This window comes from Bacillus aerius (assembly GCF_029894105.1).
In the GTDB taxonomy this organism is placed as follows: domain Bacteria; phylum Bacillota; class Bacilli; order Bacillales; family Bacillaceae; genus Bacillus; species Bacillus altitudinis.
The window spans coordinates 140,608-166,108 of the sequence record NZ_JARYHO010000001.1 but is presented as its reverse complement, the minus strand read 5'-3'; the positions used below and the strand labels follow the sequence as shown (position 1 = coordinate 166,108).

General features: G+C 41.6%; 28 protein-coding genes, 2 pseudogenes and 1 riboswitch. Of the genes and pseudogenes, 10 read left to right on the top strand and 20 right to left on the bottom strand.

The window, feature by feature from the left end; translation table 11 throughout:
* Positions 1-6: 6 nt before the first annotated feature.
* Together M2353_RS00980 and licT are read right to left on the bottom strand one after the other, a co-directional pair.
* Positions 7-1,866, bottom strand: coding sequence for a beta-glucoside-specific PTS transporter subunit IIABC (locus tag M2353_RS00980; protein ID WP_284724754.1), 1,860 nt, complete (start codon positions 1,864-1,866; stop codon positions 7-9).
* 237 nt (positions 1,867-2,103) lie between these two features.
* Positions 2,104-2,940: a BglG family transcription antiterminator LicT gene (gene licT, locus M2353_RS00975; RefSeq protein ID WP_008343858.1), complete on the bottom strand. Its 837-nt coding sequence runs from the start codon at positions 2,938-2,940 to the stop codon at positions 2,104-2,106.
* Positions 2,941-3,125: 185 nt separating this feature from the next.
* Between licT and M2353_RS00970 the strand changes: the two genes are divergently transcribed.
* Positions 3,126-3,326, top strand: coding sequence for a hypothetical protein (locus M2353_RS00970; RefSeq protein ID WP_035390601.1), 201 nt, complete (start codon positions 3,126-3,128; stop codon positions 3,324-3,326).
* A gap of 34 nt (positions 3,327-3,360) precedes the next feature.
* Here the strand turns inward: M2353_RS00970 and M2353_RS00965 are convergent, their stop codons facing one another.
* Positions 3,361-4,980 (bottom strand): glutamate/serine transporter AimA, encoded by a 1,620-nt coding sequence (locus M2353_RS00965; protein WP_284724753.1) that lies wholly within the window; start codon positions 4,978-4,980, stop codon positions 3,361-3,363.
* A 343-nt stretch (positions 4,981-5,323) separates the two neighbouring features.
* Positions 5,324-6,292, bottom strand: coding sequence for an oxygen-dependent tRNA uridine(34) hydroxylase TrhO (gene trhO, locus M2353_RS00960; RefSeq protein WP_007498459.1), 969 nt, complete (start codon positions 6,290-6,292; stop codon positions 5,324-5,326).
* A 199-nt stretch (positions 6,293-6,491) separates the two neighbouring features.
* On the opposite strand from trhO, the gene M2353_RS00955 reads away from it, so the two are divergent.
* Together M2353_RS00955 and M2353_RS00950 are read left to right on the top strand one after the other, a co-directional pair.
* Positions 6,492-7,574, top strand: coding sequence for an iron-containing alcohol dehydrogenase family protein (locus tag M2353_RS00955; protein ID WP_284724752.1), 1,083 nt, complete (start codon positions 6,492-6,494; stop codon positions 7,572-7,574).
* A gap of 131 nt (positions 7,575-7,705) precedes the next feature.
* Positions 7,706-8,856, top strand: a protein-coding gene (locus M2353_RS00950; protein WP_178896435.1) for an IS3 family transposase whose coding sequence is annotated in 2 segments (ribosomal slippage) — positions 7,706-7,979 and positions 7,979-8,856 — 1,152 coding nt in all. Because the reading frame shifts where the segments join, the coding sequence is not laid out codon by codon here.
* A 63-nt stretch (positions 8,857-8,919) separates the two neighbouring features.
* Here the strand turns inward: M2353_RS00950 and M2353_RS00945 are convergent.
* The 4 genes from M2353_RS00945 to M2353_RS00930 form a co-directional block, all read right to left on the bottom strand.
* The gene (locus tag M2353_RS00945; protein WP_125590871.1) at positions 8,920-9,747 is read right to left on the bottom strand and encodes an aldo/keto reductase; all 828 of its coding nucleotides are present in this window, start codon (positions 9,745-9,747) and stop codon (positions 8,920-8,922) included.
* A 296-nt stretch (positions 9,748-10,043) separates the two neighbouring features.
* Positions 10,044-10,460, bottom strand: coding sequence for a hypothetical protein (locus M2353_RS00940; RefSeq protein WP_284724751.1), 417 nt, complete (start codon positions 10,458-10,460; stop codon positions 10,044-10,046).
* A 29-nt stretch (positions 10,461-10,489) separates the two neighbouring features.
* On the bottom strand, positions 10,490-10,951 hold the full coding sequence (locus M2353_RS00935; protein ID WP_160758225.1) for a 2-thiouracil desulfurase family protein: 462 nt from the start codon (positions 10,949-10,951) through the stop codon (positions 10,490-10,492).
* Between the two features lie 348 nt (positions 10,952-11,299).
* A complete protein-coding gene (locus tag M2353_RS00930; RefSeq protein WP_024719151.1) occupies positions 11,300-11,758 on the bottom strand; it encodes a MarR family transcriptional regulator in 459 nt (152 codons plus the stop codon).
* Positions 11,759-11,965: 207 nt separating this feature from the next.
* Here M2353_RS00930 and M2353_RS00925 point away from each other — a divergent pair, with 207 nt between their 5' ends.
* Positions 11,966-12,733, top strand: coding sequence for a GNAT family N-acetyltransferase (locus M2353_RS00925; RefSeq protein ID WP_284724750.1), 768 nt, complete (start codon positions 11,966-11,968; stop codon positions 12,731-12,733).
* A 138-nt stretch (positions 12,734-12,871) separates the two neighbouring features.
* Positions 12,872-13,249 carry a hotdog domain-containing protein gene (locus M2353_RS00920; protein ID WP_045034653.1) on the top strand — a complete coding sequence of 126 codons (378 nt, stop codon included), beginning with the start codon at positions 12,872-12,874 and terminating at the stop codon, positions 13,247-13,249.
* A 53-nt stretch (positions 13,250-13,302) separates the two neighbouring features.
* Here the strand turns inward: M2353_RS00920 and M2353_RS00915 are convergent, their stop codons facing one another.
* Entirely contained in the window at positions 13,303-14,475 is a 1,173-nt protein-coding gene (locus M2353_RS00915; RefSeq protein WP_024719149.1) for an MFS transporter, read from the bottom strand.
* Positions 14,476-14,552: 77 nt separating this feature from the next.
* Positions 14,553-14,652, bottom strand: a riboswitch (purine riboswitch).
* A gap of 398 nt (positions 14,653-15,050) precedes the next feature.
* Here M2353_RS00915 and proS point away from each other — a divergent pair.
* Positions 15,051-16,484: pseudogene (gene proS, locus M2353_RS00910) on the top strand (proline--tRNA ligase).
* A gap of 290 nt (positions 16,485-16,774) precedes the next feature.
* Positions 16,775-16,951, top strand: a complete 177-nt coding sequence (locus M2353_RS00905; protein WP_017358723.1) for a hypothetical protein — start codon at positions 16,775-16,777, stop codon at positions 16,949-16,951.
* Positions 16,952-17,003: 52 nt separating this feature from the next.
* Here the strand turns inward: M2353_RS00905 and M2353_RS00900 are convergent, their stop codons facing one another.
* From M2353_RS00900 to M2353_RS00855, 10 genes are all read right to left on the bottom strand, one after another.
* Positions 17,004-17,780, bottom strand: coding sequence for a sulfite exporter TauE/SafE family protein (locus M2353_RS00900; protein ID WP_039169322.1), 777 nt, complete (start codon positions 17,778-17,780; stop codon positions 17,004-17,006).
* A 58-nt stretch (positions 17,781-17,838) separates the two neighbouring features.
* Positions 17,839-18,063, bottom strand: coding sequence for a sulfurtransferase TusA family protein (locus tag M2353_RS00895; protein WP_284724749.1), 225 nt, complete (start codon positions 18,061-18,063; stop codon positions 17,839-17,841).
* A 34-nt stretch (positions 18,064-18,097) separates the two neighbouring features.
* Positions 18,098-19,225 carry an MBL fold metallo-hydrolase gene (locus M2353_RS00890; RefSeq protein WP_284724748.1) on the bottom strand — a complete coding sequence of 376 codons (1,128 nt, stop codon included), beginning with the start codon at positions 19,223-19,225 and terminating at the stop codon, positions 18,098-18,100.
* Between the two features lie 15 nt (positions 19,226-19,240).
* Positions 19,241-19,798: a sulfurtransferase TusA family protein gene (locus tag M2353_RS00885; RefSeq protein WP_284724747.1), complete on the bottom strand. Its 558-nt coding sequence runs from the start codon at positions 19,796-19,798 to the stop codon at positions 19,241-19,243.
* A gap of 52 nt (positions 19,799-19,850) precedes the next feature.
* Positions 19,851-20,207, bottom strand: a complete 357-nt coding sequence (locus M2353_RS00880; RefSeq protein ID WP_041508159.1) for a rhodanese-like domain-containing protein — start codon at positions 20,205-20,207, stop codon at positions 19,851-19,853.
* Positions 20,208-20,221: 14 nt separating this feature from the next.
* A complete protein-coding gene (locus M2353_RS00875; protein WP_008343885.1) occupies positions 20,222-20,704 on the bottom strand; it encodes a DsrE/DsrF/DrsH-like family protein in 483 nt (160 codons plus the stop codon).
* A 125-nt stretch (positions 20,705-20,829) separates the two neighbouring features.
* On the bottom strand, positions 20,830-21,090 hold the full coding sequence (locus M2353_RS00870) for a metal-sensitive transcriptional regulator (RefSeq protein ID WP_003217059.1): 261 nt from the start codon (positions 21,088-21,090) through the stop codon (positions 20,830-20,832).
* Positions 21,091-21,212: 122 nt separating this feature from the next.
* Positions 21,213-21,677 (bottom strand): DMT family transporter, encoded by a 465-nt coding sequence (locus M2353_RS00865; RefSeq protein ID WP_039169334.1) that lies wholly within the window; start codon positions 21,675-21,677, stop codon positions 21,213-21,215.
* Positions 21,678-21,690: 13 nt separating this feature from the next.
* Positions 21,691-22,119, bottom strand: coding sequence for a DMT family transporter (locus M2353_RS00860; RefSeq protein WP_008343887.1), 429 nt, complete (start codon positions 22,117-22,119; stop codon positions 21,691-21,693).
* A gap of 83 nt (positions 22,120-22,202) precedes the next feature.
* Entirely contained in the window at positions 22,203-22,517 is a 315-nt protein-coding gene (locus M2353_RS00855; RefSeq protein ID WP_284724746.1) for an ArsR/SmtB family transcription factor, read from the bottom strand.
* A gap of 118 nt (positions 22,518-22,635) precedes the next feature.
* On the opposite strand from M2353_RS00855, the gene M2353_RS00850 reads away from it, so the two are divergent.
* The 3 genes and pseudogenes from M2353_RS00850 to M2353_RS00840 all read left to right on the top strand — a co-directional run bounded on the left by M2353_RS00850 (position 22,636) and on the right by M2353_RS00840 (position 24,950).
* Complete coding sequence (locus M2353_RS00850; RefSeq protein WP_284724745.1) at positions 22,636-23,142, top strand: hypothetical protein; 507 nt, start codon at positions 22,636-22,638, stop codon at positions 23,140-23,142.
* Between the two features lie 63 nt (positions 23,143-23,205).
* Positions 23,206-23,385: pseudogene (locus M2353_RS00845) on the top strand (DUF255 domain-containing protein); the annotation flags it as partial.
* Positions 23,386-23,444: 59 nt separating this feature from the next.
* Positions 23,445-24,950, top strand: a complete 1,506-nt coding sequence (locus M2353_RS00840) for a recombinase family protein (protein WP_284724744.1) — start codon at positions 23,445-23,447, stop codon at positions 24,948-24,950.
* Between the two features lie 49 nt (positions 24,951-24,999).
* On the opposite strand, the gene M2353_RS00835 is transcribed toward M2353_RS00840, so the two are convergent.
* The gene (locus M2353_RS00835; protein WP_284724743.1) at positions 25,000-25,500 is read right to left on the bottom strand and encodes a hypothetical protein; all 501 of its coding nucleotides are present in this window, start codon (positions 25,498-25,500) and stop codon (positions 25,000-25,002) included.
* Position 25,501: the final 1 nt, after the last annotated feature.

Genomic DNA, 25,501 nt, shown 5'->3' with positions numbered 1-25,501 from the left:
CCTTTCTTAAACTAAGTGTAAAAATGATTGTCCTGGTGTCACTTGTTTTTCTTCTGTCTCAATGATATCGCTAAATTCACCGGAATTGGTAATAATCACAGGTGTTGTGACAGAAAGACCTGCTGCTTGAATGGCCTCAATATCAAACTCCGCAAGCAGTTCACCTTCTGTAATGGTTTGGCCCTGCTCAACCTTCGGCGTAAAATGACGGCCCCCAAGTTGTACAGTATCCAGTCCAATATGAATGAGTACTTCTGCTCCGCTTTCAGAGGTGAGACCGTATGCATGTCCTGTTGGGAATACCGTTGTCACGACTCCAGTTACTGGTGCAAACAACTTGCCTTCTGATGGAATAATGGCTGCGCCCTTACCTAATGCGCCAGATGAGAAGGCTTTATCTTGCACCTCTTCTAGCTTGATGACTTCGCCAGATAAAGGACTTTTCACATGAGCTGCTTTGACACCATGTTCATTTTCAGATGCTGGTGCAGAACTAGCTGCAGGAGCATCTTCTTCATCCACAGGGTCTTTGAATCCAATCAAATAGGTTAAGACGATTGAAAGGACAAATGAAACGGAAATTCCGATTAAGAATCCTGTAAATCCTTGACCATAGAAGATCGGAAGTGTCAGTAAACTCGGAAGACCTGACGCGATCGCAATACTTTGTGAATAACCGATAATGGCACCACCGACACCGGCAGAGATCACCGCTGCAATAAATGGTTTTTTCAAACGAAGTGTGACGCCGTATACAGCAGGTTCTGTAATTCCAAATACAGCAGAAACCGCTGTCGATCCAGCTAATGATTTCAGCTTTTTGTTCTTTGTTTTCAGCATAACACCGATTGAAGCACCGGCTTGTGAAAATACAGCTGGCGCAGTAGCCGGCTTAATATGATCTTTTCCATGAACCGCAATATTATTTAAAATGACTGGCACAAGCCCCCAATGGATACCGAAGATGACAAGAACCTGCCATGCCATCGCAATTAAAGCACCGGCAAGTGTAGGGCTAAAGGAGAATACTTTCAGCAGGACGGCTGCAATTCCGTTCCCTGCATACACACCAAATGGTCCAAATACGATCAGTGTCAGTGGAACGACCGTGACCAGTAAAATCAGTGGTGTAATAAAGTTTTTCACACTTTCATGAATGACTTTGTTAAAGAAACGTTCGATATATCCCATCACAAACACTGCCAAAATAATCGGGATAACCGTTGATGTATAAGACATTAAGACAACCGGAATGCCGAAGAACGACACATCTCCGCCGCCTTTTGTGAGCTCTTGAATAGTCGGGTAGATCAGTGCACCTGCAATCGTCACAGCGACAAATGGATTCGCTTTAAACTTCCTAGCAGAAGTGAATGCGAGCAGCAGCGGCAGGAAGTAGAATAAGCTGTCTGATGCGGCAAATAAAATTTGATACGACGTATCTTCAGGAGATAACCATTTTGCATTGATACAGATGCCTAGAAGTCCTTTTAAAATACCGGCACCCGCCATGACACCTAGAAGCGGTGTGAAAATTCCAGAAACAATGTCGACGAATTTTCCGAAAAGACTTGTACTTTCTTCACTTGATCTTGCAGATGAAGAAGTGGAATCCTCTAATAGATTCGTAAACTCCCCAATCTCTCGATATATCTCTGGTACGGTGTTGCCAATGACCACCTGAAACTGGCCGCCGCTTTCCATGACAGTCACCACACCATTTAATTTTTCAATGGCCGCTTTATCTGCTTTTGATCTGTCATTTAATGTGAAGCGAAGTCTTGTGGCACAGTGAACCAATGAATGAACATTTTTCTCTGTCCCGATATGTTTGATAATGTCTTCTGCTAATTGACGATGACTCATACAAAAACCCCCTTTTTTTCAAAAAAAATACGTTTTTAGGCAAAATAAAAACCTAAACGGGCACCAAAAATAGTCGCAACTTGCTATTGCGCTTTTTCAGTGAACGTTTAGGTTTTGCCTGCCGAACAGTCACAATCCTCTAAGACGATCATTGTGAAACCGTATTCTTTTATGTTTATGAGCAAATAGTACCACTCACTTTTTATGATGTCAACGCTTTCTTTTAAAATTCTATCTTTATTTTTCTCGTTTGATGAGTCGATTCAAATGAATCGATAGATAGAGCATCTCCTCTGATGTTAGATCGCGATGATATGTTTGATACACATATTCCGCGATTTTCTTTGCGCATTCGTACGCCTTCGGATATTTCACTTTAATCAGCTGATATAAATCTTGATCTTCACTGACGAGTAACGTTTCGTTGATGAGACGCTGTACGAAAAAGCGTAAATGTGTGAGAAAACGATAAAAGTTGAGCGAGTCTTCATCAAATTCCATGTTCAGATGGTATTTCACAATGGTCAGTATGGCATTCACTTCTTTTGTGATATTGACCGTTGTATTCATGTCTTCATTGAGCTCTGCATTAATGATATGCATGGCAATAAAGCCCGCTTCATCTTCAGGCAGTTCAATATGAAGACGATCTTCAATCATCTCAAGGCATTCCTTCGCCACGAGAAACTCATCTTTGTATAAACGTTTAATCTCCCAAATCAGCGAATTCTCAATCAAGTGGTTTTTCTTTAATCGTTCGATTGCGTAATGAATATGGTCTGCCAGCGATACATGCAGACTTTCGTTTAATCTTCGGTTCAGCTTTGTATGTGCGTATTGGATCATTTCCTCGGTCACCTTGACGACATCATATGGAACCTCTTGAAGCAACATTTTCATCCGCTCATGTACGGAATGATCTTCTAGGCGGAACACTTTATCAATTAACGCCTCGTCCACCGGGTCGCCGGGACGTCTTTGAAAAGCGATGCCTCTGCCCATGACGACGATTTCTTTTCCTTGTTCATCTATCACACTAATGACATTATTGTTTAGAACCTTTTGAATCTGCATCTCCAAACACCTCCGTCTATAACCAGCCATCTACACTCAAAATATGCTCTCATCTTAACACAACTGTCAAATCACTTGGCGTTTTTATCTGACTTTTGAAATAGATTTAACGATATTTTCACTTCTTTCTTGCTGGTCTGATCCTCCCTCGGCCTGCATACAATACCCCGAGGAGGTGACCTTCGATGAAGGCTTTTTTCTGGTCAGCATCTTTTTTATTCATGTTCATTCTGACTCTCTTTATTCTAGGTATTGTTTTTTGGCTTAGTGGACAAGGCTTAGATCAGCTATGGAGATATGCGCTTATCTGTCTTGTGACAGCCACCGTTCTACACGGCGTTACCACTTGGCTAAAGCAGCATGTCATGCATCATCTATCCAAATAAAAAGGCTGCCCTCCGTATTCAGGCAGCCCTTCCGTTATTCCTTAGATGAGGCGGCTTCTTTCTGAGAAGCACGCAGTTCATCATTAATTTTTTTCGCATCTTCTAAAAACTCTGTTTCAAATCCACTTTTGAGTGCCCACATATAAAATAACAACGCCACAACTGCAATGAGCGCCATATCCCAACCATAATGAATGACGTTATACCCGCCAAATTTATCACTGCCGAGACAAGAAATCGTCATCATCACAAGCAAATACACAACCATCCAAGCACCTGCTTTAAAGTGACGGCCAAAGCCCTTCCACTTCGCTTTTGCTTGATAGTAAAAATAGATTGGCAGACCGATGAGAATAATGAAGAGCACCTGACCCGTCAGCGGCCATCTCGCCCAGTACAGTGTCAATGATGCAAAGACAAAACCGAGCGGGGCAATGATGCTGAGTCCTTTAATTCGCAATGGACGATATAAATCTGTGCCCGTCTTTCTCAGCGTCATCACTGTCACAGGTCCTGTCAAATAGGAAATCAGGGTCGCCACAGAGATAATTTCAGCGAGAACCCCCCATCCTCTAAACAAAAACAGAAAGATAAACGATACGCCTAAGTTAAAAAACATCGCTGGACGAGGCACACCATAAATTGGGTGCAGACGACCAAGTACACTCGGCATGTACTTGTTTTTTTCCATCCCATAAATCATACGAGACGTCGTCGCCGTATACGTAATCCCTGTTCCAGAAGGAGAAACGAACGCATCTGCATATAAAATAAGGACAAGCCAGTTGATCCCTAGCGCAATGGCAAGGTCAGCAAATGGCGAGTTGAAATTCAAATGCCCCCAGCCATTCACTATCATTGATGGATCGACAGCCCCAATAAAAGCGATTTGCAGCAGCACATAAATGACCGTTGCAATCAAAATCGATCCAACAATGGCGATTGGAATCGAACGCCCTGGATTTTTCGCTTCTCCTGCCATATTAATCGGGCTTTGGAAGCCATTAAAAGCAAACACAATCCCTGATGTTGCGACAGCTGTGAGCACACTCGCCCAGCCGTTCGGCGCAATACTTGTTCCAGAAGTAAAATTCTCACTATGAAAACCTAGGAATAAGAGCGCACCAATTGTTAATCCTGGAATGACGATTTTAAAAACCGTAATGAATGTATTCGCCTTTGAAAACAACCCAACTGTCCAATAATTGAGCAGAAAATAAATCACCAGCAGCACACTTGCCACCATGAGCCCCTCGGTCGTCAAAACCCCTTTTGTGACCAAATGGCTTGTCCACTTTGCCCACTCCCAAGGCCATGAGCTCATGTATTGAACGGAGGCCACTGCCTCAACAGGAATCACAGAGACAATCGCAATCCAGTTTGCCCAAGCGGCGATAAATCCAATAAAAGAGCCGTGTGAATATTGCGTATATTTGACCATTCCGCCTGCCTCTGGAAACATCGACCCGAGTTCACTATAAGACAATGCGATAAATAAAATAACAACCATCCCGATCAACCATGACAAAATAGCAGCAGGGCCGGCGATTTGAGCAGCCCGCCACGCACCAAAGAGCCATCCTGAACCAATGATTGAGCCAAGACCTACCATCATTAAAGCGAAAGTTCCCATCCTACGATGCAAATGATTCATGTTCATAACACCTTTCGATTAAAATACAGAGCATGTGTCGAGCAAGCGCCTTTCTTTTATAGCAGCTCACCTTTCATTCCATTGGCAAATACTTTCTGATCTGAACTTTTATCTTTGTTCATTTTTTTGCCTGTTATATTATCTCTCAATTCTCCATTTTCTGAAATAGTCGAACATGCTTATTTCAAAAGAAAGCGCTTTTTCAACTGTTCAATCTATTAGACTGATTAACTACCTTTACCCTTATTTTGAAAAAAACAAAACAAAAAAGAAAGAGGAAATGACTTCCTCTTCCCTCTGAACACGTATCATTCAAAGAAAAAAGGATAAAAGGGAAACCCTCTTATCCTTGTGAGATTGCTTGTTCTTTTTCAATGACAGCTAGTCTTTCTTGAACTTCTTCTTCAGATAAATTGTGCTGTTTCACATAAAGGTTACGTTCGCTTGTGCGGCATTCATGGCTGCAGCTGCGCATATATTTATGCTCGCTTTCTTCTGTTGCAATCATTTTGCGGTTACATGCAGGATTCGCACAGTTCACATAACGCTCGCAAGGTTCGCCAGTGAAGAAATCTTTTCCTACCACGACGTGCTCTGTTTGATTGACCGGAACCGTTAGGCGGTTATCAAACACATAACATTGACCGTCCCATAGCTTTCCTTGAACTTCTGGGTCTTTTCCGTACGTGACAATTCCACCGTCAAGCTGGGATACATCTTCAAAGCCTTCACGCTTTAACCACCCTGAGAATTTCTCACAGCGTACGCCGCCTGTGCAATACGTCAGAATTTTTTTCCCTTCAAGAATCTCTTTGTTGTCACGAATCCACTCAGGTAATTCACGGAATGTCTCAATGTCAGGGCGCACAGCACCTCTGAAGTGACCGACATCAAACTCATAATCATTACGTGCATCAATCACGACCGTATCAGGTGATTGCATTTGCTCGTAAAATTCAACTGGGCTGAGATGTTTCCCCGTTAATTCTAACGGATTCACATCATCTTCAAGACTTAAATTCACCAATTCATTTCGGTGGCGGACGTGCATTTTCTTAAACGCATGACCATCTGCTTCGTCAATTTTAATTGGCATGGACGCAAAGCGTGGATCTTCTTTCAATGCTTGCATGTACTTGTCCGTCTGCTCAATCGTACCAGAAACGGTTCCGTTTATGCCTTCAGATGAAACAAGAATACGACCTAACAAACCAAGTTCCTTACAGAATGCTAGATGCTCTGCTGTAAACGTTTCTGGATCCTCAATGGGGACATATTGATAGTAAAGTAATACACGATATTGTTTTTCCATATATATAAACACCTCTTAAATTTAATCAAAACATACCATTTTATATCATACAGGAAATACATACCTTAAGGCAATGTCAGCAGTTCAATTCCATAAAACGGAAGAGTCTATGGTCTCATATTGTCCGTTTATTTGACAGAACTTTCTGTAAAATGAGATGATTTAAGTACTATATGATTTCGTAAAGGAGCATAAGTCAATGATCCAGCCAGAAGAGATCGTCAGAAGCGGTCCTAACCAGTTTATTTCTCAAAAGGGGATTTATCATGAAATCGAGTCATTTGTTACTCCCTTTCAGTCACCAGCTATAGTGACAGGATATGACTCATATCAAGCCTTTTCACAGTACACAAAGCTTCCATCCGAGTGGCCTGTTGTTCAGCATAAAGGTTACAGTTCACCAAATGCGATCACACGAATTGCGGAAGAACTCAAGAGTTCAGACGTGATCATCGGGATCGGTGGCGGCACGATTTTAGATACAGCGAAGTCTGTTGCCGACGCTCTCCAAATTGAAGTGATCATGGTGCCGACGATTCCTGGGACATGTGCGGCTTCTACACCGCTCAGCGTCATTTATGATGACAAGGGGAATTTCATGAGGGTCGACTATCATAAGCGGTCCAGCTATCTCACGTTAATTGATCATACTTTTTTGCTTTCATCTCCTTTTTCCTATCTCCAAAGCGGAATTGGGGATACGCTCGCAAAATGGTATGAAGCGGAAGCCATTATTCGCAACACAAAAGGCACCTTGCCGCTCATGGTACATGCTGCATTAAAGCAGGCAGTGTACGTTCGTGACATTCTTCTGACTCATAGTGAAGAAGCCGTTAGCAGTTTAAAAACAGGTCAGCTTTCTCAAGCCTTTGCAGATGTAACAGATACGATCATTACGTTAGCCGGAACAGTCGGCGGCTACGGAGGACGTTATGGCAGAATGGCAGGAGCCCATGCCGTTCATAATGGATTAACATTTATTGATGAAACACATCATGTGTTACATGGACAAAAAGTGGCCTATGGCATTCTCGTTCAACTTGCTGCAGAAAACCGTATGACGGAAGTAGAAGAATTACTTGAGCTTTATCAAACACTCGGATTACCTAGAACGATGCGTGAGCTTGGCATCACAGCTCAGCTAGAGGAAGCAGCACATACAGTGGCAAACCATGCTGCACGTAAAGATGAAACCTTTTGTTTGATTGGAGACTATACGAAAGAGCAAATTGTCGACGCCATTCAAATCATTGAGACCTATCAGCCTCAAAAAACGGTCTGAACATACCGGCAAATAAAAAAGCACAGGCATCGGGACGGGACTGACCCCCTAAGATGAGACAAATAAAAAACACCTTCAAGTTTGAAAACAGATCGTTGTGATCCGAAATAAAACATGGAGGTGTTTTTTCTATGGGGACAAGAGTGAGTTATCCGGTTGAAGTCAAACAGAAGGCTGTGGAAATGAGATTGGCAGGCGTACCTATGAAAGAGATCATGCAGGAATTGAATATCAAGAATAAGACGCAGGTTCAGACATGGGTGAGATGGCATAAAGCTGGGGATACACACCGGTTCGAACAACCTGTTGGAAAACAATATTCCTATGGAAAGGGCCCCGAGTACTCTTCCGAATTAGAGAGACTGCGGGCAGAAAATCGCTATTTGAGTCAACAGAATGAAGTTTTAAAAAAGTACAACGAATTGGAAAGGAAGTTGATAAGGAAACGTCAATCAAACTGGTAGAAGAATTGTGCAAAACGATGACGGTACAGGACATCTGTGTCCATTTAGGCATCTTACGTACTTCGTATTATAGATGGAAAAAGGATTTGACTCAGACTCATTCTAAAAGACAACTAGAGAAACAGGTCGGCACGTTGTGCCGAAAGCACAAATATCGATATGGTTATCGGAAAATCACAGCCATACTAAAAATGAGAATGCGTATTAACCATAAAACTGTTCAACGTATCATGCAGAAAAACCAGTGGCAATGCCGGGTTAAAATGAAAAAGCGTAAGAAGAGTGGGCAGCCTTATGCCGTAGCCGGTAATATACTGGATCGGAATTTTCAGTCTGATCGCCCTCTTGAAAAACTAGTCACGGACATCACGTATTTGCCTTATGGACAGAAACAATTGTACCTTTCCAGTATATTGGATTTATATAATGGAGAAGTGATTGCTTTTACGATTGGTGATAAGCAGGACACAGACTTTATCTTAAACACACTTAATCAGCTCCCAGCACTGCCTGAGAATTGCGTGTTACATAGCGATCAAGGTTCTGTGTATACATCTTACGAGTATCAGAAAGCTGTTCATATAAAAGGCATTACCATGAGCATGTCCCGTAAAGGGACACCCGCTGATAATGCCTCCATCGAATCGTTTCATTCCTCACTAAAGTCTGAAACGTTCTATCTTAACAGGATTGATCGCACTACGACCACCATCGTAGAACGCACTGTCAAAGAATACATTTATTATTATAACAACATTCGTATTCAAACGAAACTAAACAACCAATCACCGATAAACTATCGGCAATTGGCTGTATAAAGGTGTTTTGATCCCTGTCTCAAAAACGGGGGTCAGTCCCATCTCGCCCGTGCTTTTCTTATATTAAAAATCGAAGTTATCTGGGTCTGGACCCGTGCGCTCATCTTCATTGAGCTGATCAATGACACTCATTTCATGGGCGGATAACTCGAAATCAAATACGTTTGTGTTTTCGATGATTCGGCTCTTCGTCACAGATTTCGGAATGGTGATAATGCCATGCTGCAAGTCCCAGCGAAGAATGACTTGCGCCACTGACTTCTCATGTTTTTTCGCAATATCTTGAAGCACCGGATGGTTAAGAAGTTTCCCGCTACCTAATGGCGACCATGCTTCTATATGAATGCCTTTTGCCTTGCAGTAGTCACGTAAAGGCTCCTGCGTCAGCTTCGGATGCAGCTCAATTTGATTGACCATTGGTACCACTTCTGCCTCTTCTAATAAATCTTCTAAATGGTGCTGATGGAAGTTACACACGCCAATTGCCTTAACACGCCCATCCTTATACAGCTTCTCTAGCGCTTTCCACGTTTCTTTATATTTGCCTTCAACCGGCCAATGGATTAAATAAAGATCCAATACATCCAAACCAAGTTTGTTCATACTCGTTTCAAAGGCTTCAAGCGTTGACTCATATCCTTGATCACTATTCCACACTTTTGTCGTAATGAACAGATCATCGCGAGAGATGCCTGATTGCTGAATGGCTTTGCCAACACCTTCTTCATTTTGATAGGCCGCTGCTGTATCTATACTGCGATAGCCCGCTTCTAATGCGTCTTTGACTGCATTTACAGCCTCATCCCCATCTTTTACTTGCCATACACCAAAGCCTAGCTTCGGCATTTTTACTCCGTTTGCTAATGTGACTGTATCTGTTAATCCACTCATCAAACAAACCTCCGCTTCATTTTTGCTTACCATGCACTATACCCGAATGTGCGAAAGATCATGCATGAAGATAAACCATTCATAGACAGAATGATCTCAGATAGTTGACAAAGGGCTAAAATGAACTTGATTTTAGCCCTTTGTCTTCTTTTCAGCGTGATAGAAAACCTTTGCAGTCTAGGAAGGACGAGTACCGGCGCGGAGCGAATTTCACATTCGTGAGCACCGACACGCAGGACTGACAAAGAATGCGAGGGTTTGTCTACACGCTGAAACCATTCATAGACTGAATGATCTTATTTGATGTATTGTCCTATATCGACTTGATTTGCATCAACGATTTGGTATTCACTGATTCGATTTTTTGTTTTAGAACCATCATACGTCTCTAAAAAGCTTTGGTCATAAAAAGTCAGACCATACATTTGCTTTTCGTTCTCGTACACTCTGATCCAATAAGATTCTTTTGAGGCTTTTTTAACTTCGTTTATTTTCTTTAATTGAATACCCGAAAATTTCTTCAGCAGCTTTTGAATATCCTCTTTCTTGTCCACCACAACGCGCTCATCATCATGCTCAATTTGAATGGAAGTCACTTTATCTTTATCAATCGAGACCACATCATCAAAAGCATATGTTTTGGCATTGATCATAAAATAAAGACCTATTCCGATGAAAATAACGACTACTAAACCAATGATCCACTTCTTCAACCTAACTCCTCCTTCAATTCACGCCATCCCTATACAAACAGCGAGGTCCAATCATCCTCCTCAGAGAATACTTGAATCCCATGCTGTTTCAGCAAGGCAGACGTCACACCGTCCCCAGCCTTTGTCTTCCCGTTAAACTCTCCCCGATAGATCATCCGGCTTCCGCAAGAAGGGCTGTACTCTTTTAACACGACGGATGTTGCGCCAAGAGTCTGAGCCTGCTTAAGCGTGGCTTGTGCACCATTTACATACATCTCTGTCACATCTGTTCCATGAACATCAACAACAGAAGCCTGCCCCCGTAAGACATCATGACCATCTCCACCAATAATTTCTGCGGGAGGTCTTGGTGTAGAGAAGCCGCCAAGCAGCTCAGGACAAACTGTTACCGCCTTTCCTTCCTGCACAAGCTCCTCGATACGTTGATCTAATCGATGGCTGCCATTATAACGGACCTTTAATCCCGCAAGACAAGCGCTAACAACGATCATGTATGTTCCTCATTTCTATGTATTGAACGTTTTTTGCTGACTTTAAAATAAATCCATAAAGGCAAACAGAGTATCGTGTACATCAAAAAGGGGAGAGCACAATACAAAACAGCCGCCCACATGGACCCTTCAACTCCTGTGATCCCAAAAAAATAAACAAATAATAGCAAGCTGACAAACAATCCGACGAACGGCATGATAAATACATATTTTTTGAAATTTTCCATCATCTCTTCCACCAATACGGTTCCCTCCCTCAATCATCATCACGAATAACGTCAATATATGTTAATTTTACCATAAAAAAACCGAAAGCATCTAGTTTATAGAAAGCTTTCGGCCCGTTATTTATATCTTTTCCTTCCAAGCCTTTAAGAAGCGCTCAATAACCTGTAGTTCGTCTTCATTAAATTCATGGAGGAATTCTAAGTAGGAGGAGACTGCCTGTTCATGAAGCTCATCATGCAGTGCCGCCAGCTGTGTGCCTTCCTCTGTCAGTGAATAATAGACGGATTTCTTGTCACCTTGCCGGTGGCAATAGTCGACCATGCCTTTTTCGATGAGCTTTTTCACAGCCTTTGTAATAGCTGGTTTTGATAGTTTTAGTTGTTGTGAAAGAAATGTATTATTGGATTCATTAGGGTTTGCTTGAATCATAGATAAAATATGAAGCTGTGTAAGTGTCCAATCTTGCTTGAGTGTATCAGTCGTGGTAATCAGTGGATCTGTTGGATCGTTCCGTTTCTTTTCCCTATGCATAATCAAATCTTGAATCGCTTTTAAGACAATCTGCTCGTTTGTTTCCATCTGAACCTCCACTCTTAACTGGTTAATAAAATGGTACTAATAATCAATAAAGGAGTCAAAAGAAATGTGGGGATGAGGAAAAGAATGGGTCATCAGACCTGATAAATAAGAGAACTTTTTTACTAAATTACAAGAGACCGCACAATTTCCTTTTCTTTGCTATTATTTATGATAGGTAACCCTCAATCAAAAAAAGAAGGTGAGAGAATGAAAACAGAGCAGCAAATGGCCATTCGCCAGTTAGAAGAAAAAATAAATTTGTTTTCTTCTGTTGTCAACGGATCGTTCCTATCAACAGAAGATTTCGTTTTATCAAACACGCATATATCAACTGACACGTTCAATTTGTTATTACCCATTTCAGCGCACATACAAGATCAACAAAAAGTGGAAGCTGCCATCGAACAAATGCAGCAACAGCAGCTAGCATTCAGCACATGGATCACTCAAAGCCTGCTCCACCCCGATTGGTCGAATATCATGCAGAAATATGGGCTTCAAGAAGTGGAACGCAATACCATCATGATGCTTGAACATACAAACGACATCGATCAAAGGACCTCTCAATCGCTTACGATCAAGGAAGTGACTGACGATCAAACCTTTCTCGATTATCAACATTTATTTATCGAACTTTTCGAAGGATCACCTGAGGCAATCTCTTTAAACAGCTATTTCCAGCGCTTTTCGATTGAACGATTACACCCGAGTACCCGCATGTTCGTTGGATATGAACACAACAAACCGGTCACAACGGGCTTATTGATTGAAACAGCAGACAGCTACGGTATTTATGATGTCATCACAAAGGCAGAACACCGCGGAAGAGGACTTGGCAGTGACATGTTTCATTACCTTCTGACCCAGACAGATAACAAACAAAAGTGTGTGATGTTACAAGCCTCAAATGACGGCAAACATATCTATCAGCGTGCCGGATTTCACCCAATTGGAGAAATGGTAGTTTTTGAATAGAAGATGACATTTTTCCTGACTTATCAAGGGCAAAGAAAGGCATCCTGTCTCTTCTTTGCTTCCAACATCTCACCACAAAAATGAATGTACATTCATTCACTCCTTTGGTACATTTAAAAAAAGGAGCTGAAAAAACAGATGGTTCGACCAGGCGATCAATTTCAAACAAGCAAAACCTATACGCATGAAGATGTCATTCAATTTGGAAACATGACAGGTGATCTTGGCAAACATCATACCGAGCTAGATGATCAAGGAAGGCTCATGGTACACGGTTTTCTCACAGCAAGTCTAGCCACGAAACTTGGCGGTCAGTTTCATTTTATCGGTCAAGAGATGACATGTACCTTCATACGCCCTGTTTATACAGGTGACACCATTACCTGTCAGATGGCCGTCACCAAGGTAGAACCCCTTGAAAAATACCATCGTGTCCACCTTTTTTCCCGTTATATCAATCAGCATGGAGAAGAAGTCATTACTGGTAAAAGCGAAGGTGTGGTTTTCAAAAAATAAAAAGCTGCCTATGATGAGGCAGCTAACTAACACGAAAACGTTCTTATTCTCTTCTATTCAGCCTGATGCTGACGATCCATATAAAGCGGCGGTCTCTTTAATGAAATCACTGCACAGCTAAAGGCAATCAGCACAAAAATAGCGCCGAATTTAGCCAAGTCAACGGATGAACCAGTCATTGTAAACATGACGCCGCCCACTGCTGATCCAATGGAAATCCCAATTTGCAAAGCGGATGTATTCAAACTCTGCTGAATATCAGACGTCACAGGGTCTGTTTGAATCAAATAGCTCTGCAAAGCAGGTGTCAGTGCCCAGCTAAGAGCACCCCATAGGACAACCATCACCATAAAGAGCATAAACACTCCCGCTGTATAAGGAAGGATAAACATCACAATGGCAAACGCCATGGTCACAAGCAAAATGGCTTTTCCTGATCCTAGTTTGTCACTCAGCCAGCCGCCAAACCCATTCCCGCCAATCGACGCAAGCCCGAAGACCAAATAACAAATACTAATCCAAAACGGAGTCATATGAAGAACTTCCATCAGAAATGGCGTGAAATAAGAATACAGCATATAATGACCAGCAAGCATGAACAAACTAATCAAATGTGCACTGAAAATTTTCGGATGCCCTAAAGAACGAATTTGTTCTTTAAGCGGTGTGACTTTTTCAACAGGCATTTTCTCCAATAGAAAATAAATGAGCACCATCGATATCGCTGACAGAATACTGATTCCTAAAAACATCACTCTCCAGCCAAAGCTCTCTGTAATAAAAATACCGATCGGTACACCGAGAACCAGTGATGAGCTAATCCCAATAAAAATCAGACCTAATGCTTTCGCTCGATGCGCCGGTTCCACCAGCTTGGCGGTAATCGTCAATGATAGCACCACAACAAGCGCTGTACTCATGGCAATCAAGACCCTAGAGATCATGACAAGGGCAAAGGTGGAACTAAAATATGTGAATACATTGCCTAATGTAAAGACCAATAATGCGATTAAATAAAGACGCTTTCGTTCGATTTTGGCTGTGACGGTCAGTAGCACCGGTGCTGAAATAGCATACACAATCGCAAATACCGTGATCAGCTGCCCAGCTGTCGCAAGAGACACATTGAGATCCTCTGCTAAACTTGGCAAAATGCCCCCGACCACAAGCTCAACTAATCCAACCGCAAAAGTAGAAACAGCTAATAAATAAACTCTCCAGTTCATGTCTAACATCCCTTCTCTATATCATGGCTTTCACTTTTGATACAGGGTGCAGACAAACAAAAAAACCCTGATTACAAAAAAGGAAAGCGCGCTTTTGTAATCAGGATTTATCGGATCCTGGTAGAAACCCTCAAACCATATTATTGAGGTTATACAAGTCTATTTTTTTCTTCAAATATATTAGCATAGCCTTCCATAACGTGCAAGCTGCAAAAATAGAAAATGTTTGCCAATGGCTCTTCGACATAAACGACCTCAGAAAGGCATGAAATGAACTTGCGGACCAACTTGCTTTCTCCCCCATTTACAGGTAAACTGATGAAAAATCAACGAACAAGAATCAACGTAGATCTGGAATAGTAGCTTGAATCGATCTTTACCAGAGAGGGAACGGTGCTGAGAAGTTCCTACTGACATCTTCAAGTGAACCTGCCGATTTAGTTCTGTTTCATACAGCGGTTCATACCGTTATCATGATCGAGTGTAAAGCTGTGCTTTAAATTAGGGTGGTACCACCAGGAATGGTCCCTAACTTAAAGTACAGCTTTTTTGTTTTTAAAAAGGAGGAACCTGCAATGTCAAAGAAACAATTTGTTGAGAAAATTACAAGCATGGAAGACGACTTTGCCCAGTGGTATACAGATGTTGTCACAAAGGCGCGTCTCGTCGATTATTCAAGCGTTAGAGGCAGTATGATTATTCAGCCATACGGTTTTAAAATTTGGGAGAATATTCGCGACGAACTTGATCGTCAAATCAAAGAAACGGGTCACGAGAATGTCTATATGCCGCTCTTTATCCCAGAAAGCCTTCTCCAGCAAGAAAAGGATCATATCGAAGGCTTTGCTCCTGAAGTGGCGTGAGTGACACATGGCGGTGATTCGGAATTACAAGAAAGACTCTGCGTCAGACCAACCTCTGAAGTGCTGTTCGCCGAGCATTATAAAAACATCATTCACTCCTATCGTGATTTACCGAAGCTATATAACCAATGGGCCAATGTCGTCCGCTGGGAAAAGACAACACGTCCATTCCTTAGAACCCTTGAATTCCTCTGGCAGGAAGGGCACACTTGTCACGAGACTGAGCAAGAAGCGATTGAAGAAACAGAAAAAATGCTCCATGTCTATGCGTCTATTTGTGAAGAGCTTCTAGCGATCCCTGTCATTAAAGGAAGAAAAACAGAGAAAGAAAAATTCGCTGGCGCTCGCTTCACCTATACGGTTGAAAGCTTGATGCATGACGGAAAAGCCCTGCAAACCGCCACTTCTCACTTCTTTGGCAACGGATTTGCCAAGGCGTTTGGCATTGAATTTTTAAATCGATAAGGAAAATTAGAGCATGTCCAGCAAACATCATGGGGCTTCACCACAAGAATCATTGGCGCTATGATCATGGTGCATGGCGATGACAGAGGGCTTGTCCTGCCGCCAAACATTGCGCCAACCCAAGTACGTGTTGTGCCAATTGCTTCCCATAAAGAAGGTGTCCTCGATCATGCCTATGAATTAAAGGATCGACTCGCCCGCATCGCACGCGCTGACATCGATGCAAGTGATAAACAGCCTGGCTGGAAATTCAACGAATGCGAAATGCAGGGCATCCCATTACGCATAGAAGTAGGACCAAAGGATATGGAAAAAGGCCAAGTGATGCTCGCAAGACGAGACACTGGTGAAAAGCAAGCCGTCACATTAGATGCACTTGAACAAACCATCACGTCCACGCTTGAAGACATTCAGCAGACGATGTACGAAAAAGCAAAAGAACGATTACATGAAAAAACATCAAACGCCCACACAATCGAAGACATCGAGCAGCTTCTTGCCGAAGAAAACAGGTTGATCAAAGCCATGTGGTGCGGTGATGAAGACTGCGAAAACGACATCAAAGAGAGAACAGGAGCAACATCACGCTGTATCCCGTTTGAACAAGAATCCGTTTCTGACACATGTGTCTGCTGCGGGAAACCTGCTTCTGATATGGTGTTCTGGGCAAAAGCCTACTAATCATGCTTCAAATTGTTGACAAGGGCTAAAATGAACTTTATTTTAGCCCTTTGTCTTCTTTTCAGCGTGACGGAAAGCCTTCGGACTCTTGCGAAGCGAAATTAAAAATCATGAGCGCCAGCATGCAGGGCTGACAAAGAATGCGAGGATTTGTCTACACGCTGAAGCATCTTATACGATGCTTCTTTTTTGTTAAAAAGAGCCAAATATCCATTGACCTCCTTCACACAATCCCCTATAATTCATATTAATATAATCGGTTTTTAAGACTTTAACTGGAGTGGTGATCTATGAAGCGCTGGCTCTCAATTTTTAACGAACGTTGTCCAAAATGTAAAACAGCATTAGATGTCTCGAAGTCCAATGCCTTGCAAGGCAAAGTCGTGAAAACATGCCCCAATCTTCATTATCAAAAAGAGTACCACCCTGCACTTGAAACGTATATCGAGCACGATGACATGAAATAAAAAAGACCAACACATGGAAAAGAGCCCTTGCTCTCAATTGTTGGTCTTTTTCTTATAATAAATCCACCCAGATTTTGATCGCTGTGGCTGTAATCATCACGGCAAGCGCCCATTGCAAATAAACGGCATTGATTTTCTGGCCAATTTTCGCCCCAATCGGCGCGGCCATCAAACTGGCCGCCATTAAGACAAGAGCAGGCATGAACATGACTTGACCAGTCAGCACTTTCCCAGCCGATGCGCCGATCGCAGAGAGAAACGTAATCGCCAGAGACGAGGCAATCGTCATCCGCACAGGGATTTTGAGAATCGATAGCATCACCGGCACTAAAATAAAGGCACCGCCTGCACCTAATACACCGGATACACTTCCGATCACAAAGGCAATACCAGCCGCCAGTCCTTTATGAAAGGTCACCTCTCCATCCGCTTCTGCCTGCTGACCTTTTTTCGGAACAAGCATTAAAATGACAGCGACAATGGCAAGCAGGCCATAGACTACATTGATGCCTTTCTCTGGAAGGAAATGTGATAAATAGCTGCCTAATAAACTCCCTGCCAATATACTGCTCCCCATATATAAAATCAATGGTCGATGTAAAAATCCGCTTTTTCGATACGCCAGCACACCGCCGAGTGTCGAAAATAGGACTTGAATGGCACCAATCCCTGAAACCTCGTGTGCCGATAATGCCATCACTCCGACTAGAGGCGGGATATAAAGCAGCATGGGATAGTTGATCACCGATCCTCCTATTCCGACCATTCCTGATAAGAAGGAACCAATAAATCCGATGATAAATAAAGTAATGAAAAATGCAAAATCCACGCTGGTCTCCTCCTTTGCAAAAGGAAAAGGGGCTCCCTCATAGATACCCCTCTCCCCTTTAGGACCCTTTTCTCACCCAGAACTTCAGCACATGCCCTTCATCTGTCTGCGTGATCAATTCATGTCCGCTTGACTTAGCCCATGCAGCCAAATCAGCCCCTTTATCTGTTGCATGTATTTCTAATACTTGGCCTTCTGCCAAGTCGTTCATTTTTTTCTTCGTCCGAATAATCGGCATTGGGCATGCAAGCCCGGTTACGTCTAAAATGTGATCTGATGTCATCTGATCATCCCTCGCTTCTTTATTTTATTGAACATTATCGAATCGCACAACGGTTTGGACCAATTTCCATGTCTCGCTGCGCTTCCTCGTCTGGATGCAGCTTCCCCATATTGGTAGACCGAATGTCTTGATAAGCGTTTGGCTGTGCAGGTAGATGCTGCGTAACCATTTGTCTAAATACGTCTTCATCTTCAATGTTCAGCCCGTGATTTTCTTCAAACAAAGCGCCTAGCTCCTTCCAAACGCTTCCGTCTTCATTCAGCTCATCCACGATCATAAAATGTGCAGGCAGCACAATCAATTCTGCCGAAAGCGCCGTATATCGTGTATAAAGGGTTTCCCTCAAATCACCTACCCAGTCCTCCGCCATACCGGCTAGATCAGGTCGTCCGATCGAATCAATGAACAAAATATCACCTGAAAGGAGGTAACGGCCGTCTACGATAAAAGAGGTTGAACCAATCGTATGGCCCGGTGAATAAAGGGCATGAATCTCAATCTCCGTCGCTCCAATCGTCACACGCTGTCCTTCTTCAAGGTGATTGTAATCAAATGTCACCTCTTCGGCGTCTTTTGGCGGTAGCCAATAGATAGCACCAGTCTGTTCAGACAGCTTTTTCCCGCCAGATATATGGTCCGCATGAAGGTGCGTATCAAACACATGCGTCACCGTGACTTGATGTTTTTTAGCAAATTGCGTATAGACCTCCGTCATTCTAGCCGCATCAATAATCGCAGCTTCCCCATTCGACATGATCATATACGACAAGCACCCCTTGCCCATTCGCACAAATTGGTACAACTCTCCACCGCCAGTTAAATCACCGATCTTCACTGGCTTTAAATGCTCACTCCATGCCTTCATGCCGCCTTGCAAATAATGGACCGTTCTGCCTGCCTCTGACAGCATCTCTGCCACCATAATAGAAGAGCCCTCTTTCGCACAAACGACCAGTACATCTAGGTCATCCGGTATGTTCTCCACCATATCCTCTACGCCATCAAGAAGCTCAAAGTAAGGCACATTTAAATATTCAACGGCTTTCCCTTCAATTTTCCAGTCCTGCACATCTGATTCGTTTCGTACATCCAACAAAAAGATCGGCTCTTTGTTGATAATCTTTTTTGTTAACTGTTCTGTTGTCATTGCTTTTACAGTCATTGGTTCATTCAGCTCCTATTTTTCAATCTCTCCTGTCCAGCTGTTCATGCCTGGCACTACATTGATCAATTGATGAAATCCTTTTTCTTTTAACTTTTGTGCGGCTAATTCACTTCTTCTGCCTGAATGACAGATGAGGTAAATGAGCGTTTCTCGGTTCAATTCATCAGCACGTTGTTCCACCTCGCCAAGAGGGATGTGAACAGCTCCTGGAATATGGCCCGCTTCATATTCATCCGGCTCTCGTACATCTAAAATAAACAATGACTGATCTTCTTTTACCTTCTGTTGAAACATGTTCAACGACATTTCCGAAATCATTGACTGCTCCTCCTGTTTCGCTCCACCTTTACGAATCAAATGATGAAGCACCTGTCCTTCTACTTTTGTTCCTAAAAATTCATGACCGGCGCTTTTTGACCAAGCTGCTAAATCCGCTGTAGACCCTTTATCGGTTGCTTGCACTTCAAGCACATCTCCTGGCAAGAGCTCATTCATTTGTTTTTTCGTTTTGACAATGGGCATTGGGCATGCCAATCCTTTTGCATCTAGAATTGCTGTTGGTTGCTGCATTGTTTTTCCTCCTTTTATAGGGGTGGGGGTATATTTTAAAGCCTATTTATACCTATAATCGCCAAGCATTCATGCCACCCTTGATATTCGTAATGTGGGTAAATCCCTGTTTTTTTAACAATTTAGCCGCCTGCATACTTCTCATCCCGCTCTGGCAGATCACATACACTTCTTTGTCTTTCTCAAGCTCATGCGCTCGTTCCTTTAACTGGAATAAGGGGATATTTTGAAATCCTTTTATATGATTTGTTTGAAACTCTAAAGGTGATCGCACGTCTATCAGCTGTTGATGCCGACTATGCAATTTAGGTTTCAGATGAGCTGCGTCCATTTGTTTCACACCCCGTACGGGAAGAAAACGGCTCACAAGCAAAGCGATCACAATGATGAGCAAAAGCATTTGAATCATGTATGGACACCCCCCTAGATAAATAAGTTCACATTCCCGATTTCTGCCTCTGCTAAATACGCTGCCACACCGGCATATTGAATGTCTGCTAGTAATTCATTCTCCTGCAGCCCTAAAAGATCCATCGTCATCGTACATGCCACGAGATTGATCTCCTGTTCCTTTGCCATATCAATAAGCTGCGGCAGGGTCATGGCATTGTGTTTATTGATCACATGCTTGATCATCTTCGGTCCCATTCCTGCAAAATTCATCTTTGACAGCCCCATTCGATCAGCGCCACGCGGCATCATTTTGCCAAACATTTTTTCTAAAAATCCCTTCTTCAGTGGCACCATCTCTTCCTTACGCAAGGCATTCAGCCCCCAAAAAGTATGAAAAATAGTCACCTCGTGATCATAAGCTGCTGCGCCATTTGCAATAATATAAGCGGCCATCGCTTTATCATAATCTCCACTAAATAAAACAATCGTCGTTCGTTTCTTTTGTTCTTCCATCATGCTCCTCCTTATATCAATTACCCATGGGGGTATACAAAAAGCAAAAAATATATACACATACCGGTAAGGGTATATTATAACAAGTAAAAAAATTCGTCAACCTCCAAAGGCTGAGGAATTTCTTACCGGCTTTTCACCAAGAGCTCAACCGCTTCTTTGACAAGCCCCTCTGTATCCTTGCCCTGCTCAAGACTTTCACGGACACATTGCTCAAGATTTGTACTCACAATCACACCCATGGCACGATCAATGGCATTGCGTGATGCAGATAGCTGTGTTACCACCTCGCGGCAATCCTTTCCCTGCTCCATCATCGCAAGAACCCCTTTAATCTGTCCCTCAATCCGGCGAAGACGATTCTTCATCTGCTGATTATACTCCACGTTTAACACTCCTTTCTCTTTTCCCTATGATCAGATAGTATACCCTGATAGGTATTTAGTCAAACTTGATGAATCAGTATAAAAGAGCTGCTGAGAGCAAATGCCGCAGCAGCACGTTCTCTTTAAGCACTCGCTTCCTCTCGAGAGCGCTTATTTCCTTTGTAAATAAAATAAAGAGCGATCAGCATAAAGAACAATGCCAATATGCGTTTGAGATCAAGTGAAATCACCAGACTATGGAACCAGCCAAAATGATCAATGACCATTCCAATGACAAGCTGCCCAGCAATCCCCGCAATATTCGCAGCAATGACACCGATTTTCGGAACAGCGATCACTGTCAGGATTAAATAAGCCGTTCCAAGAAAAGCCGCACTCAACTGCCACTTTGGTGCATGCAAGAGATTCAACAGATGGCCGCTCCCAAAGAATAAAATCAGAATGATTAAAAACATCGTACCCGTTAAAAAGGTCAAAAAGGTCGTTTCAATCGTACCCGCTCTCCTGCTAAACGTACCGTTTATGGAAGATTGCGCACTTAACGTAATGCCTCCGATTAAAGTAAATATAATTAACAATAATGCCATATCGACTTTCCTCCTAATGAATAAGAATAAGGGCAATGATCATCGAAATGACCGCAAATACCTTCTCTTTGTTTACTCTCGTTCTCTGACTCCCAAGCCAGCCAAAATGCTCAATCACCATACTCATCAACAGCTGACCAATAATGACAGCGACCATCGTTACCCCCACACCAACGAATGGAACACTCACCACAATAGACGTTAAATACACAACCCCCATCGCTCCGCCAAGTAGCGACCATTTTGGTGCCTTCAACGTATAGGAAAGGTCACCTTTGCCAAAAAAGAGCCACAATAGCCCCATAATAATTGAACCGACAAAAAAGTTATAAAAACTCGTTTCTAACTGTCCGATCGACTTCCCAAGCTCCGCATAGATGGCTCCTTCAAAACTAAGTGCCGCACCCGCTAATAGTGCAAGCACATAAAAAATTAAACGCATCATTAAATCTCCTTTGATTCATATATTTATATATCTAGATAAACAGATATATAGAATAGAAAAAAACAGAAATCACACATCCTTTAGATCTCTGTTTTCATATATTGTCCGATCTGTTGGATAAATTCTTCATTTCGTCTATAGTATGTCCATTGTCCATGCCGTACCGATTCAAGCAGACCAGCCTTTTGCATCAAATGTAAGTAGCTAGAGACCGTTGATTGAGAAATTTGCGCCTTTTCTTGAATATCCCCAACACAAACGCCCCCCTTATAACTAACCTCCTTCGGTAAATGAGCGCCTTTCTTAGGAAAATGCTTCTCAGGTTCCTTAAGCCACTTTAAAATATTCAACCTTGTTTCATTCGATAATGCCTTAAACACATCAATAGGTTCCATGGCAGACATTGTATATCTAGAAATACCGATATGTCAAGCCATTGCATATTCACCTCTAAATTGGTAAAAAGGAAATAATCAACGCTATAAGGAATATTTCAAGGAAAGAGGGCAACCCATGACTTTACAGCATTATATTGGATCAAACAAAGAACTGCCACTTGGTACCATTGGTCAAAATCCTACCTATAAACCATTCTCTGAACTCAATATCAGCATGTTTGATAAAAAACAAAAAAAGCCCAAAATCTATCAAAAAGATGATCTTTTGATAGAAGTATTTGAGACAGAAGAGGATTTCGAAGGCCTTCACATTGATTATCTAGATCCCGTCAATGAAGCGGTAAGAAACAAATTCACGCACCCTTTTGTTTATGAATTAGACATCATTCATTCTCTTCGTGCACTTTTTAAATTCATTGAAAAAGAGCTGTCAAAAGGAGAAACCATCGAAATCTATTCTTGTCTAAATGAACTCGAAATGAAAGAAAAGGACGATCAATTGGATGTAGAAATTGACCTAAGCACAAAACGGTTTGGAAAACATATCGATTTTAAAGGGATCGATGAACTGATTGATATGTTTGAATTAGAAAACTTACAATATGTGTTGGTGAAGAAATAGATTTCATAAATCCCCAGAATAGAAGGACATTATAGAAGATAAAATGAAAAAAGCAGGTGACCCATGCCAAACAACCAAACACCCAACCCACTCATCACGGAAAAATCACCCTACCTCCTTCAACACGCCCACAACCCAGTTCACTGGTATCCGTGGGGGCAAGAAGCATTCGACAAAGCGAAACGTGAAAATAAACCGGTGCTTGTCAGCATCGGCTATGCCACTTGTCACTGGTCACATGTTTATTCAGCTACCTTATGATATTATAATATCATTATATCAGTTTAATGTGAGGTTAAAAAATGAGCCTAGACAAAATTCAAAGAGTAGCAATTTATTTAAGGAAATCAAGAAACAAAGATGGTGAAGAGTCTGAAGAAACTCTAGCAAACCACAAAAAGAGATTATTAGATATTGCTCAGAAAAACAACTGGCGATATGAAGTTTTTGCAGAGGTAGGCAATTCAATGGACAAGAATCGTCCAATGTATCAAGAAATGCTTTCAAAACTTCAAGAAAACCTCTTTGACGCTGTTTTATCAATAAATCTAGCTAGGGTGACTAGGGATGATGCTGAAACACCCAGATTTATGAGTTTATTAAGACAAGAAGATATTCTTTTCATCACAGACAGTGAACGGATTTATAATCTTGAAGTCCAAGAAGATTGGCAAGCCTTGAAGTTTACCGGTTTTGTTAATAATTGGGAATATGAAAATATAAAAGCACAACTAAGAAAAGGGAAAATAGATAGTGCCAAACAAGGAAAATGGTCAAATGGAACACCCAACTATGGTTATAATTACAATCGTCTTGATAGAACACTTGAGATTGATGAAGAAAAGGCGAAAGCTGTTAAACTAGCATTTCAACTTGTAATAGACGGGGTTGGTGTTGACGAAATTGCAATCACATTAAATAAACTTGGTTATAGAACAAACAAAAACAATACCTTCTATGGTGCTGCAATAACTAGAATGATAAGGTCATCCATTTATAAAGGAACAATAGAGTCTAATAAAACGAAAGGAAGAAATATTTATCAAGGTAAATTAAGACCAAAGGAAGAATGGATAATTATAAATAATGCTCACCCTTCAATAGTCGATGAGAAAACTTGGTCACTAGCTAATGAAGCATTGGACGAAAGGCAGGCACTATCACCGGTTCTAAAAAAACGAATGCATGGATTGAGTGGGTTACTTAGATGTGCATTTTGCGGACGAACTCACACTATCGCACTAAAAGACGCTGAAAGGAATTATAGAGTCTTTCAACCATGCAGAACAAAAGACCCTTTTGGAGTTAAATGTGTAAACAAAGGTATTAAATATGATACAGTAATGGGTATTCTAATTGAAAGCATTGAACAAAAGAAGAATGAGATAATCAAGGAGTTAAACAATTTAAAAAGCAATACTAGCCCACTTCTAAAAACTAAAGAAATAAAACAAAAAAACCTAGAATCTCAAATAAAAAAATGTAGGAAAGCTTTAGACATTCTACAACTACAGCTTGAAGAAGAATTAATTGATCTGATCTCTTTTAAAGAAAGAAGAAAACAAAGACTGTTAGAACTTGAATCATTCGAAAAAGAATTAAAGTCAATTTCCGTAAAAAAAGAAAAAGATGCAATTAATGAAAAAACTTCATATGCTGCCCTTTTAGATTATTTCCTTAAAAATTGGCAAGACCTCAATGATAGTGATCTTAATATTGCTTTTAGAAAAATAATCACACAATTAACATGGGAACGCCATATTAACAAAAAAGAACCCGGCAAAATTGAAATCATATGGAAAACCTAATTATAAAAGGTGAGGACTTTTTTTAATGAATCCTCACCTTTTATTTAATTTAATTACTCCCTTTCACTTGAACGTTATCAACAATCCATCCACCTTTTTCTTTTTTCAATTCTGTTTGAACAATTAAGGTCTGCTGAGTGGTAACAGCATTCACCGTAAGCGCGATTTTTGCTTCATTAAGGTATAATTCATGCTTTTCATCAACTTTTTTTGAATAGCTTTCTAAAGAAAGTAAATCCCCCTGCATGGTTACACTATGTTTCTTTGGAGCCTTCGAGGGGAACGCATAACTCATTGCTTTATCGGTCGCCAACTTTCGAACAGCCTTCTCACGATCGTCAGCATCTTCATATTGAAAGAACGCTTCAAAAAATTTCTGATTCACTTTAGCAGCTTCTGATTCTTTCAACTGGCTCATTTGATTCTCTACTCTTTGGCGGTCTTTAATAGCTTGATTTTTTTCAGCACTTAACTTGTTGTATGTCATGTAATAACTCGAAATCCCTAAAATCAAGACCACACCACCCAATACCCAAAATACTTTCTTCATG